At 75.8% G+C, this 13,422-nt stretch carries 10 protein-coding genes and 2 pseudogenes; 9 read left to right on the forward strand and 3 right to left on the reverse strand.

The features are described from left to right. Positions 1 to 37 precede the first annotated feature (37 nt). The 7 genes and pseudogenes from ACIP4P_RS01790 to ACIP4P_RS01820 all read left to right on the forward strand — a co-directional run bounded on the left by ACIP4P_RS01790 (position 38) and on the right by ACIP4P_RS01820 (position 9,483). A complete protein-coding gene (locus ACIP4P_RS01790) occupies positions 38 to 2,953 on the forward strand; it encodes an AfsR/SARP family transcriptional regulator (RefSeq protein ID WP_400913672.1) in 2,916 nt (971 codons plus the stop codon). Positions 2,954 to 3,044: 91 nt separating this feature from the next. Then, positions 3,045 to 3,449: a hypothetical protein gene (locus ACIP4P_RS01795; protein ID WP_400913674.1), complete on the forward strand. Its 405-nt coding sequence runs from the start codon at positions 3,045 to 3,047 to the stop codon at positions 3,447 to 3,449. 205 nt (positions 3,450 to 3,654) lie between these two features. Further along, the gene (locus tag ACIP4P_RS01800) at positions 3,655 to 4,116 is read left to right on the forward strand and encodes a hypothetical protein (RefSeq protein WP_400913677.1); all 462 of its coding nucleotides are present in this window, start codon (positions 3,655 to 3,657) and stop codon (positions 4,114 to 4,116) included. 358 nt (positions 4,117 to 4,474) lie between these two features. Beyond that, positions 4,475 to 5,074, forward strand: a pseudogene (locus ACIP4P_RS01805) (carbohydrate binding domain-containing protein); the annotation flags it as partial. Positions 5,075 to 5,281: 207 nt separating this feature from the next. Beyond that, positions 5,282 to 6,241, forward strand: a pseudogene (locus tag ACIP4P_RS01810) (chitinase); the annotation flags it as partial. A gap of 249 nt (positions 6,242 to 6,490) precedes the next feature. Continuing rightward, a complete protein-coding gene (locus tag ACIP4P_RS01815; RefSeq protein WP_400913678.1) occupies positions 6,491 to 8,881 on the forward strand; it encodes a DUF4118 domain-containing protein in 2,391 nt (796 codons plus the stop codon). Positions 8,882 to 9,060: 179 nt separating this feature from the next. Beyond that, a complete protein-coding gene (locus ACIP4P_RS01820) occupies positions 9,061 to 9,483 on the forward strand; it encodes a hypothetical protein (RefSeq protein WP_400913680.1) in 423 nt (140 codons plus the stop codon). A gap of 27 nt (positions 9,484 to 9,510) precedes the next feature. On the opposite strand, the gene ACIP4P_RS01825 is transcribed toward ACIP4P_RS01820, so the two are convergent. Then, positions 9,511 to 10,293 carry a GNAT family N-acetyltransferase gene (locus ACIP4P_RS01825; RefSeq protein ID WP_400913682.1) on the reverse strand — a complete coding sequence of 261 codons (783 nt, stop codon included), beginning with the start codon at positions 10,291 to 10,293 and terminating at the stop codon, positions 9,511 to 9,513. A 552-nt stretch (positions 10,294 to 10,845) separates the two neighbouring features. Here ACIP4P_RS01825 and ACIP4P_RS01830 point away from each other — a divergent pair. Both ACIP4P_RS01830 and ACIP4P_RS01835 read left to right on the forward strand, forming a co-directional pair. Continuing rightward, positions 10,846 to 11,667 carry an SDR family NAD(P)-dependent oxidoreductase gene (locus ACIP4P_RS01830; protein ID WP_400913684.1) on the forward strand — a complete coding sequence of 274 codons (822 nt, stop codon included), beginning with the start codon at positions 10,846 to 10,848 and terminating at the stop codon, positions 11,665 to 11,667. 35 nt (positions 11,668 to 11,702) lie between these two features. Further along, positions 11,703 to 11,777 carry a 50S ribosomal protein bL37 gene (locus ACIP4P_RS01835; RefSeq protein WP_400914417.1) on the forward strand — a complete coding sequence of 25 codons (75 nt, stop codon included), beginning with the start codon at positions 11,703 to 11,705 and terminating at the stop codon, positions 11,775 to 11,777. Positions 11,778 to 11,854: 77 nt separating this feature from the next. On the opposite strand, the gene ACIP4P_RS01840 is transcribed toward ACIP4P_RS01835, so the two are convergent. Beyond that, positions 11,855 to 12,679 carry an SAM-dependent methyltransferase gene (locus tag ACIP4P_RS01840; protein WP_400913686.1) on the reverse strand — a complete coding sequence of 275 codons (825 nt, stop codon included), beginning with the start codon at positions 12,677 to 12,679 and terminating at the stop codon, positions 11,855 to 11,857. Between the two features lie 186 nt (positions 12,680 to 12,865). After that, the gene (locus tag ACIP4P_RS01845; protein WP_400913689.1) at positions 12,866 to 13,390 is read right to left on the reverse strand and encodes a nuclear transport factor 2 family protein; all 525 of its coding nucleotides are present in this window, start codon (positions 13,388 to 13,390) and stop codon (positions 12,866 to 12,868) included. Positions 13,391 to 13,422 lie beyond the last annotated feature (32 nt).

A 13,422-nucleotide genomic window follows, 5' to 3' on the forward strand; every position in this document is an offset into this window, starting at 1 on the left:
CGCGGGGCGGGCGGCGCCGGGCCTCCCGTGAGGAGCGGTGAGCCGGACCGGGCCCGACGGCGGCGGGGCCGGGCTGGGCTTCAGGCTGCTGGGCCCGCCGGCCGGGTGGTGCCACGAGCACCCGCTCGACCTGGGGCGGCGGCAGCAACAGGCCTTCCTCGCCATGCTGTTGGCCCGGCCGGGCCGGGTGCTGACGGCCGAGGCGCTCGCGGCCGGGGTGTTCGAGGAGGACCGCCCGCCGGCCCGGCCCAGGTCCGTGCTGGCCACCCACGCCTACCGGCTGCGCCGGGAGTTCAAGAAGTTCGCCGCCGAGCACCTGCTGGTGACCGTCGACGGCGGTTACCGGTTGGACGTACCCGCCGGGGCGGTGGACGTCGGCACCTTCGACGCCCTGGTCGGGCAGGCCGACCGGGCCACCGCCGCCGGTGAACTCCCGCACGCCCGCGAGCTGTTGGACCAGGCCCTGGCCCTGCACCGGGGCGAGCCGCTGGCCGGCCTGCCGGGCCCGCACGCCGCCGAGCTGCGTCTTCGGCTGGTCCTTCGCCGGCTCACGGCCCTGGAGGCCAAGCTCGGCCTGGACGTCGAGCTGGGGGACAGCCCGACCTGCCTGGTCGACCTCGGCCGGGCCGTCTTCGCCCACCCGTTCCACGAGCGCTTCCGGGCCCTGCTGGCAGCAGAGCTGCACCGCGCGGGCCGGCCGGCCGAAGCCCGCGCGGTGCGGGCCGAGGCCCACCGTTTCTTCGAGGAACAGGGCCTGGGGCAACCGGAGTTGGACACCCCACCGGTCCGGACCGGGCGCACCGCCGCCACCCCGGCCGGCGCCCCCGCCACCGTCCAGGCCCCCGATCCGACCCGACTGCCCGCCGCCGTCGCCGACTTCACCGGCCGCCGTACGGCCGTGGCGCGACTGACCGCGGAACTCCGCCGACCCGACCCGGCGGCCGTGGTCGTGCTCGCCGTCAACGGCCTGGGCGGGGTCGGGAAGACCACCCTGGCCCTGCACGTCGCCCACGCGCTGCGCGACCACTACCCCGACGGCCGGCTCCACCTGGACCTGCGCGGCACCCGCACCGACCCGCTCGACCCCGCCGAAGCGCTCGCCGTGCTGCTCGGTGCCCTCGGGGTGGCCGAGCGGGCGATCCCCGCCGACCCGGCCGAGCGCGCCGCGCTCTACCGCACCACGGTGGCCGGGCGCCGGCTGCTGCTCCTGCTGGACAACGCGGCCGACGCCGCCCAGGTGCTCCCGTTGCTGCCCGGGACCCGGAGCTGTGCGGTGCTGGTCACCAGCCGGAGCTGGCTGAGCGGGCTGCCCGGGGCCCAGCACCTCCACCTCGACGCCCTGGCGCCGTCCGAGGCGCTCGACCTGCTGGCCGCCGAGGCCGGGCGGGCCAGGGTCGAGGCCGAGCCCGGGGCGGCCGCCGCGATCGTCGAGGCCTGCGGCCTGCTGCCGCTGGCGGTGCGGGTGGCCGGTTCCCGGCTGGCCGCCGACCCCGGGCAGCCGCTCGCCGGGCTCGCGGCGAGCCTCGCCGACGAGTCGACCCGGCTCGCCGAACTCACCTACCACCACACCGCGGTGGAGCCCGCCCTGGCGCTCTCCTACGCCCGGCTGGACGCGGCGCAGGCCTGTGCCCTGCGGCTGGTGGCCCTGCCGGACGCGCCCGAACTCGCGCTCCCGGCCGCAGCCGCGCTGCTCGACCGGTGCCCGGCGGAGACCCGCGACCTGCTGGAGGCGCTGGTGGACCTCAACCTGCTGCAGTCCCCGACCGCCGACCACTACGGCTGCCACGACCTGGTCCGGGTGTTCGCCCGGCAGCGGAGCGGTCGGCAGGACGCTCCCGGGGCGGTCACCGCCGCGTTCGCCCGGCTGCTCGACCACTGCCTGGCGGGCGCCCGCAACGCGGCGGCGGCGGCCCACCGCACCGACCTGGCCCGGCGCGGCGCGGCCCCGGTGGTGACCACCGGGGCGGGCCCGGCCTTCCGCAGCATCGAGGCGGCCAACACCTGGATGCGGGGCCAGAGCGCCCTGCACCACGCGGTGGTCCACCGGGCCTGCGGGGACGACGGGCTGTCGCTGGCCCAGGCCGCCGAGCTGGTGGACACCATGGGCGGGGCGTTCTTCGGCCGCGGCTACGCGGCCTCGGTGGCCGAGCTCGCCGGGCGGTTGGCCGAGGCCGCGCACCGGCGTGCCGAGCCGGCCGCCGAGGCCCTGGCCCGCTCGGTGCGCGGCGGCATGCTCTGGCACACCGGCCGCTTCGCGCAGGCCGGCGCCGAGCTGAACCGGGCGCTGCCGCTGTGCCGGGCGCGGGAGCTGCGCGGGCTGCGGGCGCGGGTCCTGCACCTGCTCGGGGCGACCGCGCGGCTGGAGCGGCGCTACCAGGAGGCGATCGGGGTGCTGGGCGAGGCCGCCGTGCTCTTCCACCGACTCGGGGACGAGGCGGCCGAGGGCCTGACGCTCGGCGAACTCGCCGTCTGCCAGGCGCAGACCGGCCGCTTCGCGCGGGCCCGGGCCACCGCCGTCCGGGGAGCCGAGCTGACCGGTCGGCAGTTCCGCGGCGCGGAGGCGGTCAGCCGGTTCTACCTGGCCCGGGTGCTGCACCTGGGCGGCGACCTGATCCCGGCGCTCGCCGAGGCCGAGCACGCGCGCAGGCGGCTGAGCAGCTTCGGCCTGACCGACTACCAGGTCGCCGCGGGCGTGCTGGTCGCCCAGGTCCACCTGGCGGCGGGGCGGGCGCGGGCCGCCGTCCGCTCGGCGGAGGCGACCCTGCCGTTGGCCCGGCAGGCCTCGGGCACGCTCGAAGGGTACGCGCTGGGCGTCCTCGGCGAGGCCTGCGCGATGCTGCGCCGCACCGACCGGGCTCGCGACCTCCTGAACGAAGCACTGCGCCGGTTCCGGCAGTTGGAGCTCCCGGTGCACGCGGCCGAGGTCGAACTGGCACTGCACGGGCTGGCCTGACGGGCGTGCTCATCGTTTGTCCATCGCGGTGTCCGAACCTTCCGGTGTGCCCGGTCGAAGGGCCGGGTCGCGATCGAGAGGGAGTACCGGGATGTTCGTCAACGGAGTCCGCAAGACGGCCGTCGCCCTGCTCGGCACGGCGCTGGTCGCCGGCCTCGGCCTGGCCGGCGCCGGCAGCGCCGCGGCGTCGAGCGGCGGCGGTTGCGGCGGCACCGACACCGAGCGGGCCTGCGTGAGCGCGGGGAACGGCCAGGTGACGGCGCAGGCGTACAGCAACTTCGGCAACGGCAACTGCAACGAGGAGGTGATCCTCTGGGACTACACCACCGGTGGCAAGGCGCTGGACACCACCTTCGGCTGTCACAGCGGTGAGTACACCTACTCCTACACCCTCACCAACCCGAGCGGCGGCCACGACTACAAGGCCGAGGTGCGCTTCTACTGGCCCGGCGGCAGCGGCTACGACTACCAGCTCAGCCCCGACCTGTTCTACTGACCGGCCTTCCGCCGGCCGGCGCTGACGGGCAGTCGCCCCCTCCCGGGGGCGGCTGCCCGTCAGCGCTGATCATCAGGTCGGCGCGTACGGAAAGCGTCAAGACAGCGGCCCGCGCATTCCGGTGCGGCGCCCGGGCCGTCAAGATCGTCCTCCGGGGGCGTCGCCCGCGCCCCCGTCCGAACGGTCATCACACGGGGGAACGGCCATGGCGCAGCTGCTCGTCGAAGAGAACTTCCAGCACCTGGACGGCGACGACGTGGAGTCGCTGATCGAGGCGCTCACCGAGCTCGGCTTCAGCGCCGAGCCCACCCAGCCGCGCACGGCGGGCCGGGGCCGGGAGTGGACGCTCTACCTGCACTGGCTCCGGGACGACCTCGGGCCGGTGACCGGCGACGACGTGGCGCTGGCGCTGGTCCGGGCCGTGACGGCGACGCTGGGTCAGGTGCACGAGGTCGGCCCGGGCGGGACGTGCGTGTCGGGCCGCACCCTGCCGGTCCGGATCGACATCCGCGGCCGGGCGGGGGAGCTGATCAGGTCCATCGAGCTGCCGGGCGCCCCGGCGAACGGCGCCAAGGCTGCCAAGGCGGCGGCGCCGCGCTGGTGGCGCGGCACCCAGCCGGCGGCCGCCGACGGTCCGACGCCCGGCTCGCTCGGCTTCAGCGGCTGAGCCCGGCCACCGACCCCCGGCCTCTGACCCCTGATCCCTGGCCTCTGACTCCTGACCCCTGGCCCCTGGCCACCGATCACTGACCCCGGGTGCGCGGGACGTCGGCCTTCCGACGTCCCGCGCACCCGTCGTTCGTGGGTCGTGCGCCGACGGGGGCGCCGGCCGGAACGGTGCTGGTCCGGGCCGTGCCCCGGAATTGGTCCAGACCTAAATGGTCCAGACCTATTGACCGGTTCGGCCGCCCCTCCTACGATCCGGTCCGGCACAGCCCCACATGTCCCCCACCTCATCCAGCCGGGCGGCACGCCCCCCACGCGTCGGTCATGTCCATGGCGCCCGGCCGGGAAGGGAGTTCAGCATGTTCCGTCGGAGGTCGCGCAACCCCCGTGCGTCGGATGGTCTCCGCCCCACTCCGGCCCCCGGCCGTCCCGCGGACGGCCGCCCCGGGAGCGAGCCGCCCCGGACGGCCCCGGAGCGCGCCACCCGGGTGCACCGGAGCGACCGCGCCCAGCCCGGCCCGACGGTGCTGCGGCGCTCGCTGGCCGTGGTGAGCGCGGCCGCGGTCATCGGGGCCGGGATCGCCGCCGTGGGCTCGGTCACCGCCGGCGCGGCGACCACCAACCTGGTGACCAACCCCGGGTTCGAGAACGGGCTCGCCGGCTGGACCTGCTCCGGCGGCACCGGCACGGTCGTCAGCAGCCCGGTCCACTCCGGCAACTCCGCCCTCCAGGCCACCCCGACCGGCCAGGACACCGCCCAGTGCAGCCAGACCGTCAGCGTGCAGCCCAACTCCCAGTACACGCTGAGCGCCTACGTCCAGGGCAGCTACGTCTACCTGGGCGCCAGCGGCACCGGCGCCGGCAGCGACCCGTCCACCTGGACGGCGAGCAACCCCTCGTACGGCCAGCTCAGCGTCGGCTTCACCACCGGGGCGAACACCACCTCGGTGACCGTCTACCTGCACGGCTGGTACGGGCAGCCCGCCTACTACGCGGACGACGTGTCGCTCACCGGCCCCGGCGGCAGCAGCCCCTCGCCGACCGCGACGCCGACCACCACCCCGCCCGCCACGCCCCCCACCACTCCGCCGACCACCCCGCCCACGACGCCTCCCACCACCCCGCCGACGACGCCGCCCACCACCCCTCCCACCACCCCGCCGGGCGGTGACACCTGCCCGACCAAGCCCCGGCCCTCCGGCAAGGTCCTCCAGGGCTACTGGGAGAACTGGGACGGCGCCTCCAACGGCGTCCACCCGGGCCTCGGCTGGGTCCCGATCACCGACAGCCGGATCGCCGCGCACGGCTACAACGTCATCAACGCCGCCTTCCCGGTGATCCTCTCGGACGGCACCGTGCAGTGGCAGGACGGCATGGACACCAACGTCAAGGTGTCCACCCCCGCCGAGATGTGCCAGGCCAAGGCGAACGGCGCGACCATCCTGATGTCGATCGGCGGCGCCGCCGCGGGCATCGACCTCAGCTCCAGCACCGTCGCCGACCGCTTCGTGGCGACCGTCGTCCCGATCCTCAAGAAGTACAACTTCGACGGGATCGACATCGACATCGAGACCGGCCTGTCCGGGAGCGGCGACATCAAGACGCTCTCCGCCTCGCAGGCCAACCTGGAGCGCATCATCGACGGCGTGCTGGCCCAGATGCCCGCCGGCTTCGGCCTGACCATGGCCCCCGAGACCGCGTACGTCACCGGCGGCAGCGTCACCTACGGCTCGATCTGGGGCGCCTACCTGCCGATCATCAAGAAGTACGTCGACAACGGCCAGCTCTGGTGGCTGAACATGCAGTACTACAACGGCAGCATGTACGGCTGCTCCGGTGACTCCTACCAGGCCGGCACCGTCCAGGGCTTCACCGTGCAGACCACCTGCCTGAACAACGGCCTGACCGTCCAGGGCACCACGATCACCGTCCCGTACGACAAGCAGGTCCCCGGCCTGCCGGCCCAACCCGGCGCGGGCGGCGGGTACATGGACCCGGGCTCGGTCGGCCAGTCCTGGAGCGCCTTCGGCGGCGCCCTCAAGGGGCTGATGACCTGGTCGCTCAACTGGGACGGCTCCAAGGGCTGGAGCTTCGGCGACAACGTCAAGTCCCTCCAGGGCCGTTGACGCCCCGCTGACCTCCACCCGACGGCCCGCCCCCGCACCCCGCGGGGGCGGGCCGTCGCCATGGGCGCGCGCTGGCCCCGGGCGGTCCGGCTGGACCGACGGAGGGACACCGGGCGAGCGGATGCCGGGAGCGGCGGGCCCGGTCGCATAGCGTTTCGCCCGGCCGCCGACCGGGTCCCGGGCTCCTCGCCGGAACCCCCGGGCCGGGCGGACCATGGACAGCGAGGCGGAAGAGGTGACGGGCAGACGGTGACCGGGAAGCTGCGGGTGTTCCTGGGGGCGGCGCCGGGGGTCGGCAAGACGTACGCGATGCTGCGGGAGGCCCGGCGGCTGCGCGGCGAGGGGCTGGACGTGGTGGTCGGCCTGGTGGAGACGTACGACCGGCCCGGCACCGCGGAACAACTGGGGGACCTGCCGGTGCTGCCCCGGCGCCCGGTGCCGTACCGGGGCGCCCGGCTGGCGGAGCTGGACCTGGACGGCCTGCTGGCGCGCCGCCCGGCGCTCGCGCTGGTGGACGAGCTCGCGCACACCGACGTGCCCGGCGGGCGGCACCGGAAGCGCTGGCAGGACGTTCAGGAGCTGCTGGACGCGGGCATCGACGTGGCGACCACGCTCAACATCCAGCACCTGGAGAGCCTCAACGACGTGGTCGAGCAGATCACCGGCGTCGCCCAGCGGGAGACCATCCCCGACGAGGTGGTCCGGGCCGCCGACCGGATCGAGCTGGTCGACCTGAGCCCGGAGGCGCTGCGCACCCGGCTGGCCCGGGGCGAGATCTACCCGCCGGACCGGATCGACGTCGCGCTGGACCACTACTTCCGGGCCGGCAACCTGGGCGCCCTGCGCGAACTGGCGCTGCTCTGGCTCGCGGACCGGGTCGAGGAGGAGCTCGCCGACTACCGCTCCCGGCACGGCATCCGGGCACCCTGGGAGACCAAGGAGCGGATCGTGGTCGCCCTGAACGGCGCCCCGCAGGGCGAGCACCTGATCCGCCGGGGCGCCCGGACGGCGGCCCGGGTGCACGGTGACCTGATCGGCGTGCACGTCCGGCTGGACGACGGCACGGCCCGGCACGAGCCGCCGGGCCTGGCGGCGCAGCGCGCGTTGCTCCAGGAACTGCACGGCAGCTTCGTCGAGGTGAGCGGCGGCGACGTGGCGCCGGCGCTGGTGGACTTCGCCCGGGCCGAGAGTGCCACCCAGATCCTGCTCGGGCCGACCGGCCGCAGCAGGCTGCGCGAGCTGGTGCACGGTTCGGTGATCAACCGGGTGATCCGGCTGGCCGGCCCGATCGACGTGCGGGTCCTGCCGGCCCGCGAGCCGGGACTGCTGACCGTACCGGCCGGGCCCCGGCGGCGGCGTCCGGCGCTGGTCCCGGTCCGGCGGCGCCGGCTGGCCTGGCTGCTCGGCCCGGCCGGCGCGGTCGCGCTGGCCTGGGCGCTGTCCCCGCTGCGGCACTCCCTGGGCCTGTCCGGCGTGCTGCTCTGCCTGCTGCTGGCGGTGGCCGGCACGGCCCGGCTGGGCGGACTGCTGCCGGCCGCCGGCGCCACCGCCGCCGGAGCGCTGGCGGCGGACTGGTTCTTCACCACGCCGTGGCACAGCCTGACGGTGGAGCACGGCGCGGACCTCGCCGCGCTGCTGCTGTTCCTCGCGGTGGCCGGGGTGATCGCCCATCTGATCGACGGCCTCACCCGGCGCTCCCAGCAGGCCGGACGGGCGCGCGCGGAGGCGGCCGTGCTGGCCCGGCTGGCGGGGGAGACGGTGGAGTCCGGGCCGCGGGTGCTGCCCGACCTGGTGGCCGAACTGCGGCAGGTGTTCGGGCTGGACGGCGCCGCCGTGCTGGTGCGGACCGGCGCGCTGTGGCAGTCGGCGGCCGCGGCCGGGGCGACGGTGCCGCAGGGCCCGGACGAGGCGTCGTTCTCCGTCGACCTCGGCGAGGGCGCGGTGCTGGTCCTGCGCGGCACCCCGCTCACCGAGGAGGACACCCGGCTGCTGGGCCCCTACGTCACCCAGCTGAAGCTGGCCCGGGAACGGGAGCGGCTGGCCGCCCAGGCCTCCGCCGCGGCGGCGCTCGCCCACACCGACGAGCTGTACACCGCGCTGCTGGAGGCCGTCGGCCGGGAGCTGCGGGCGCCGGTGGCGACGGTGCGGCGGGAGGCCGGGCGGCTGCCCGCTCCGGCCGGGCAGCGGATCGGCGCCGCGGCGGACCGGATGGAACGGCTGGTCGCCGACCTGCTGGACCTGGGCCGGCTGCGGGCCGGGGCGATGCCCGTGGTGCTGCGGCCGACCGACCTGGCCGAGACGGTCCGGGCGGCCGCCGAGGGGGCGCCGGGCGTCCGGATCGAGCTGGTGCCGGGGCTGCCCCGGGTGCTGGCCGATCCCGGACTGCTGACGCGGGCGTTCGCGGACGTGCTGGCCCTGGGCGCGGCGGGCGCCGGGCCGGTGGTGGTGGCCGCCGGCGCGGTGGCCGGCCGGGTGGACGTCCGGGTCACCGTCCAGGGCCACCGGCCCGCCGGCCGGGAGGGCACGGAGCCGGCCGTGCTGCGCGGCTTCGTGGAGGCGATGAACGGCGACCTGACGGTCGAGCCGGCGCCCGGCGGCGGCACCGCCTACGTGATCGGCCTGGCCCGGGCCACGGACTGACCGTGCGCCGCCGACCGAGGGCCCGCCGTCGTGACGCCGACCGGTCCGCGGTCCGGGCGTCAAGACCGCGTAGGGACGGCGGGCGTCGGCGTCAGGATCGCGTCAAGACGCCACGGCGGCGCGTCGGCCGTCGGGTTGGCTGGCGCCGAACGAACGTACGGCGAGGCTGGGACGGGACCATGCGCATGTACTCCGCCCGGCCCGGGGGCCGACGCTACCGGCCGGTGCTGGACCGGCTGCCGGTCCCGGTCTCCTTCACCGTGGCCCTGCTGTCCGGCGGGCTGCTCGCGCTCGGCCTCGACCGGGTCGGCGAACTCCACGCCGGCTGGTTCCCGTACGTCGCCTACCTCGGCCTGGCCGCCTTCGCCGGGGCGTTCTCCCGGCCGCCGGCCGCCCCGGTGGTCGGCCTGGCGGCCTGGCTGTGCTGCAACGCCTTCGCCGAGCACCACCACGCCGAACTCGGCTGGGCCGGGGCGGGCGTCGAGGGCGAGCACTTCGGGCTGTTCACCGCCGCCGCCCTGCTGCTCTCGCTGCCCGCCGCCCTGCCGCGCCGGACGATCCGGGTCTCCCGCCTCCCCGTCGACGGCCCGGCCGCCCCCTGACCCGGCCCGGGACCAGGGGGAGCGGACCTACAGCGCCGGGCCGGCCCAGTACACCAGCTCCTGCCGCACCGGCCGGAAGCCCGCCGCCGCGGCCAGTGCCCGGCTGGCCCCGTTGCTCCGGGGCGCCGACCAGGTCGGGGTGAGCCCCCGGTCGCGGGCGGCGGCGGTGGCGGCGTCCACGCAGGCGAGCGCGAGGTCGAGCCGGCGGAACGCCGGGTCGGTGGCCACCGCGAGGTCCAGGTGCTCCCGGCCGACCAGGTAGCCGCACACCAGCGAGGCCAGGTAGGGGCCGAGGAACGCGCCCCAGGCGAAGCCGCTCGCGGCGAGGGCGCGGTGGCCGCCCCAGGTCTCGGCGATCCAGTGCGGGCCCGGGGAGGGCACGGCGGTGCTGCGCCGGGCGAAGTGGTCGAGCCGGGGCTCGTCGCCCGCGTCCAGCGGACGGACCCAGGCGGCGATGTGCCGGGACACCGGCCGGGGCCGCTCCGCGTGGACGTGCAGCACCCGCACCCACGGGGTGAGGTGGCTGAAGGTGCGGCCGAGCAGCGGCAGGAAGCGTTCCGGGGCGTGGAACTGCCCCCGCCCGTACCGGGCCAGCACGTCCCGGTCCAGCCGCGCCGGGTCCCCGCGCAGCAGCCGCTCCGGCCCGCAGTGCACCAGCAGCGCACCCATCGCGCCGGGATCGTCCGCCCACCAGCCGCCGTGGCCGCTGCGGAGGACGTGGGCGGGGAGGAGGCCGGCGCCGGGCCGCTCGGCGGCGGACCGGACGGTGGCGGGAAGGGGGGCGACGGGCGGCGGGGTGGTGACGGACATCCGACCAGTACGCCGGAGTGCGGGCCCGGGCGGCGGCACGTTGACGAAAGCCTGGCAGCGGCGGGCCGGTTGCTGACGCGACCTTGGCGACTGCCGGTGGGCCGGGGCGAGTTGACGCGGGTCGACGAGGCGTCAAGACACGGCGTCAACGGGACGTCGGCAGCGTGTCAGGGGTTCGTCAGGGCGGGTGAACGGGCTTGCCCCGGGCCCCCGGGCAGGCTTTGATGAGGGACATGCACCGCTCGAACCGCCACCACGACCGCCCGCCGCATAGCCGGCCGCGGTTCGTCGTCGCGGTCGCGGTCGCCACCGCCGTCCGGTAGGCCCCAGCCCCTTCCCGCTTGGTCACCGGCCGCGCGCACGGGCCCGGGCTCCGATTCACCGGATCCGTGCCGTCATCGCCGCCCGTCCCCCGCCCCGTTCGGCTCCGAGGGCGGGGGCGGGCGAGCGTCCTCACCTCACCACCCTTTTCGCACCGGCGGCCCCGGGGCGGGCGGCCGCGTGCCGTCCCGTCTCCGCACCCCGCCGGTGCCGTACACCCTTGGATGGGTCATGTCCGACGCAGTTCTGTCCGCCCGCACCGCCCTCGTCACCGGCGCCTCCTCCGGCATCGGCTGGGAGACCGCCCGGCTGCTCTCCGGTCTGGGTGCCACCGTCCTGGTGCACGCCAGGACCACCGCCGAGGCCGAGGACGCCGTCGGCCGACTGATCGCCGCGGGCGCCCGCCGGGACCAACTGGTCGAGCTGGCAGCCGACTTCGGCAAGCTGGCGGAGGTCGCGGTGCTGGCCGGCACGGTCGTCAAGCACTACCCCGCGCTGGACCTGCTGGTGAACAACGCCGCCGTGATGGCGCCCGAGCGCTGCACCCTCACCGACGACGGCAACGAGGTCTCGCTGCAGGTCAACTTCCTCGCCGCGCACCTGCTGGCCAAGCTGCTGCGGGCCCCGCTCTCGGCGGCCGGCGACGCCCGGATCGTCAACGTCTCGTCCTCGCTGCACCGCACCGCGTCGATGAACTGGTCGGACCCGCACCGGGTGAAGAAGTACTCCCGGGTCGCCGCGTACGCCCAGTCGCAGCTCGCGCTCACCATGGCGACCGCCGAGATGGCCCCGGCCGGCTCCGGCATCACCGCCGTCAGCCTCAACCCGGGCCTGTGCGACACCGCGCTGCTCCCGCTGTACGGGCGGGTCGGCGCGCCGGCCGCCGAGGGCGCGGCGGCCGTGGTCCGGCTCTGCCTGCCGGACGTGGAGGTCGCCAACGGCGCCTACTACGACGGCGGCGTCGCCGCTCCGACGGCCCAGGTCGCCCAGGAGGAGCGCTCGCAGAAGCGCCTGGCCAAGCTCGCCGACCAGCTGGTCGGCCGGGCCGCTTGAACGTCCCCAACCCGACGACCCGAAGGAACAGCACGATGTCCAAGCGCGCGCGCAAGAAGAAGGCCCGGCGGAAGAAGGGCGCCAACCACGGCCGCAAGCCCGGGCAGTGACCCGCTAGACCCCCGCCCGGTGCCGCGTGCCACCGGCACCGGGCGGGTGCGCCGACCGGCGCGTGAGGTGGCACCGGTCAGGGCTTGCGGCCCAGGCCGCAGCTGATCAGCCGCTCCCACAGCGACAAGTCGCCCTCGCCCGTGGGGACTTGGGTGGCGGTCGGGTCGGGGCGCCACAGCGAGCAGGGGACCAGGCCCGGTTCGAGCAGGTCGAGGCCGTCGAACAGGGTCAGGATCTCCTCGTCGGTGCGCCAGCGGCCGCGGCCCAGGCTCTGCTGGAGCTTCTGCTCGGCGCGCCGGGTCTCCTGCTCCGCACCGGTGCCCGCGCCGGAGCGGAAGTGCGAGATGTACACCAGACTGCCCGAGGGCACCCGGTCCACCCACCAGCGGGCCAGGGCGGCGGGCCGTTCGGTGTCGTTGAGGTGGTGCAGGATCGCGCTGAAGATCACGCCCACCGGCTGGTCGAAGTCGATCAGGCGCTGCACCTCGGGATGCCGACGGATGGACTCCGGCTCGCGCAGGTCCGCCTCGACCAGCGCGGTGCGCTCGTCGGCGGCCAGCAGGGCACGGCCGTGGGCGAGGACGGTCGGGTCGTGGTCGATGTAGGCGACGCGCGCGTCGGGGACGTGCCGCCGGGCGACCTGGTGCACGTTGTCGGCGGTCGGCAGCCCGCTGCCCATGTCGATGAACTGGTGGACACCGGCGTCGGCCATCGCGCCCACGGCGCGCACCAGCGCCTGGCGGTTGGCGAGGGCCATGGCCGCCGAACCGGGCAGGTCCCGGAGGAAGAAGTCGCCGATCTCGCGGTCGACCGCGAAGTTGTCGGTGCCGCCGAGCAGGTAGTCGTACACCCGGGCGATGCTGGGCTTGGACTCGTCGATCCCGCTGCGCTGTTCGGTCATGGCGGAGCAACCCCGTTCCTGGCAACCGTTGTGTCCCCGATGCTAGGAGAGCCGTCCTGCTCCGCGGGTCCGCCGACGGGCGGTGTCGCGCGAACGGCCGGGGCGCACGCGGCATCCGACCCGCGCGCGCCCCGGCCCTTCGCGCCACCGGCCGGGCCGGCGAGGGCCGGGCCCCGTGAACCGGGGTCAGCCGGTCGGCGCCGGGCCCCGGGAGGACGTACCGGCGGACGGCCCGTCGGAGAAGGGCGTGCCGGACGAGGCCGTCCAGTCGGCGTCGCCGGGGAGGACGCCGAGCTGCTGGAGGACCGAGGTGCGGTCGTAGGCGTCCACCGACCGGGAGATCCGGCCGTCCTCGGCGAATTCGAGCAGGCTCATCAGGTAGAGCGAGAACCGCTGTCCCCGGCTGGATTCCGGGAGGCAGAGGAACGGCTGCCGGATGGTGGCGCTGTAGTGCACCTGGGCCACCGCGTGGTCCGGGCCGACCAGCACGCCCAGGCTGACCGAACGGATGTCGGAGAACAGCTGGTCGGCCCGGCTGAAGTACTCGTGCAGCTCCTGGTGGCCCCGGTAGGTGTGGTCGAAGGCCTTGTCCTCGATCACGGCGTCCTCGGTGTAGTACGCCATGGCGTCGGTGGGGGCCGTGGGGGAGTCCCACATGGTCACCCAGCGTTCGACGAACGCCTTCCGCTCGCTCAGGTCGGGGTCCGGCATGGGAGTCCTTCCTCTCTGTATCGTGGCGTTGC

This window comes from Kitasatospora sp. NPDC089509, assembly GCF_044749365.1.
Classification (GTDB): domain Bacteria; phylum Actinomycetota; class Actinomycetes; order Streptomycetales; family Streptomycetaceae; genus Kitasatospora.

Coding starts and splice junctions, on each gene's coding strand:
- ACIP4P_RS01795 (WP_400913674.1), top strand. CDS start 3,045: ATGTTCGTCAACGGAGTCCGCAAGACGGCCGTCGCCCTGCTCGGCACG.
- ACIP4P_RS01800 (WP_400913677.1), top strand. CDS start 3,655: ATGGCGCAGCTGCTCGTCGAAGAGAACTTCCAGCACCTGGACGGCGAC.
- ACIP4P_RS01820 (WP_400913680.1), top strand. CDS start 9,061: ATGCGCATGTACTCCGCCCGGCCCGGGGGCCGACGCTACCGGCCGGTG.
- ACIP4P_RS01825 (WP_400913682.1), bottom strand. CDS start 10,293: ATGTCCGTCACCACCCCGCCGCCCGTCGCCCCCCTTCCCGCCACCGTC.
- ACIP4P_RS01830 (WP_400913684.1), top strand. CDS start 10,846: ATGTCCGACGCAGTTCTGTCCGCCCGCACCGCCCTCGTCACCGGCGCC.
- ACIP4P_RS01840 (WP_400913686.1), bottom strand. CDS start 12,679: ATGACCGAACAGCGCAGCGGGATCGACGAGTCCAAGCCCAGCATCGCC.
- ACIP4P_RS01845 (WP_400913689.1), bottom strand. CDS start 13,390: ATGCCGGACCCCGACCTGAGCGAGCGGAAGGCGTTCGTCGAACGCTGG.